Source organism: Trichococcus sp. (assembly GCF_049589555.1).
GTDB lineage: Bacteria > Bacillota > Bacilli > Lactobacillales > Aerococcaceae > Trichococcus.
Genome location: NZ_JBAWAZ010000292.1, coordinates 1 through 2,246, shown reverse-complemented (window position 1 = coordinate 2,246; position 2,246 = coordinate 1). Strand labels below are relative to the sequence as shown.

The following is a 2,246-nucleotide window of genomic DNA, read 5'->3' as shown; positions in this document are numbered from 1 at the left end:
AGTGTTTCAGCTCATAGATGCCCGAATCCGTTTGGATGTACGTGTCGTTGATTGCGCGACTGATGGTGGACTCGTGCAGACCCAGTTCCTCCGCGATGTCCTTTAATTGCAGCGGAACAAGCGGATGGGCTTCGTCAAAGAAAAAAGCCGCCTGTCTGTGCACGATTGCCGTACTGACGCGTAAAATCGTTTCGCTGCGGAGCGCCAAACTTTCCTGCAACGCTTCATATTCCTTCTTTTTGTCTTTTATGTACGCTTCCACTTCTTCATCATGAAATTGCTCCAATTCCCCCGCGTATTCTTTGTTGAAGGACAGAATAGGCACGCCATATCTGGTTTCTTTTATCATCAGTTGCGAGTCTTTGATGGTGACGAGGATATCGGGCCTGACGGAAATCTGCTCATCGGCTTGGAATGCTGCCCCGGGAGAAGGATTCAGATGCTGGACAAAGTCGAAAACGGCTTGGATATTTTCCAACAATACCGCATACCTTTTGGAAATGGCACCCCATTTTCTGTTGATCAGATCATCGAATGATTCTTCCAATACGACATAAGCGATGTCGGGTGCATCCTCTCGCCGCTCCGTCTGCAGCATCAGGCACTCCTGCAGATTACGTGCCCCGATACCCGGAGGATCCAGTTGTTGCAGAAGCGTCAAGGCATCCATCAGTTGAATAGGATCAGCCTTCGTTTCAGTAGCTGCTTCTTCGATATTTTTGAGGACATAGCCCTTATCATTCAACTGGTTTATCCACCAAAAAATCAGCGTGCGGAGATACGTATCGCGGTAAGTCAGCAGCACTTGCTCCGTGACGTATTCATAAAGGGATTGTTTGCGGTCGGGTATCCAACTCAAGTCGTTGGTTTGGCTTTTGTTTCCGGAAGTTCGCGACTCTCTGACCTCCAGCTGTAAGAAAGGATTTTCCAAAACCTTCTGTTCCAGATAATCACGTAAATCCAATCTGCCCAATTGAAGCAAATGAATCCCCTGCAGCGCCTTTTGAGAAAGCGCTTGCTTTTGTGTCTGCGACTGGGTAAGATTGTGGCTTTGGCTTAGGTTCACAATATATTCCTCTTTTCTGGTCCTGCGATAATTTGATGATTAAATTAGACCATCTTTCGGGCCTAACATCAAGTACTAAAAAAACCTTTTCATTGCTATCAGGAGGAAAGTATCTCTGATACCAACAAAAAGGTGCTCTATCTATTATTCTCCAACCGTCTTAATAATGCTGTACTCATCCACCACCGACAGATCGGATACTTTGTAAGTTGTGAAGGTGAGGGAATCGTCGGTCACCTTAATGTTCATGTAGGTGGGCTCCTCCAATTGCAGCGCGACAGCGGCATAACGCTCGTAAACCGAGGCATCCTGCAATTCGTAGTATTTGGAACCGGAGGCCGAATTGCCGGTCAGGTAGACGGTGCCGTCCGGATCGATAGCCGCTCCCTCCTCGTTGTAGGCAATTTCCCCGACCACTTCATCGCCTTTCATCTGATAGGTCCGCACATAGACATGATCGTGCCCCATCAGCACCGCATCAATCTCCAGTTCATCGAAGATCGGCACCAACCCAGCACGCAAGACGAGGACATCTTCATCAAGTGCATGGTTCGCACTGCTGTATAGCGACTTGTGCAGGAATACGATCCGATGGGTCGCATCCGGGTTTTCCGCGATCGCCAACTCCATCGCTTCCTTGTGCTCAGCGATGTCGCTGCTTTGGGAATTCAGCGCCATGAACAAGGTGTTCCCGTAGGTGAAATAAAAATCACTGCCTTCGGAATCCTCTCCCAAGCCGGTTTCGTTTGGAATATTGAAATAATCCGTAAACGGGGAGTCATCATGTATTCCGGCAATGGTCATGATGGGATAGGCGGTCAGCTCCTCCGGGAAGAACCAGCCATCATATTGGCTCAACTCATTAGCTTTGTTCACCTGATCCCCTGATGAAACAAGGAAGGCAGTATCGGGAAACATTTCCGTCGCGGCCGTCACCGTCCTGTCCCAGCCGTCCGCATCGATCCATGCTCCCTCGCCCGCTCCGATCTGCGGATCGCCGAAGAACAGGATGTTGAACCCCCCCTCCGCCTGCGTACGGAATGTGTAGGACTTCGACCAGGCACGGTGGCCGTCCCCGAATCGATAGGAATAAAGCTGGTTCTCCTCCAGTCCAGAGACAGTCGCTTTATGTCTTGAACGGCCGCGCAAAATGTCTTCAACTGTCGCCTCGAACGTCTCG

Annotated in this window: 2 protein-coding genes; both read right to left on the bottom strand. The window is 49.8% G+C overall.

Annotated elements, in window-relative coordinates; all coding sequences use genetic code 11:
* Positions 1-1,066, bottom strand: a 1,066-nt coding sequence (rpoN, locus tag WBV27_RS10450; RefSeq protein ID WP_424201844.1) for an RNA polymerase factor sigma-54, incomplete at its 3' end; no start/stop codon positions are given.
* A 144-nt stretch (positions 1,067-1,210) separates the two neighbouring features.
* Positions 1,211-2,246 (bottom strand): metallophosphoesterase (locus tag WBV27_RS10445; protein ID WP_424201842.1); only part of this gene is annotated, 1,036 nt, incomplete at its 5' end.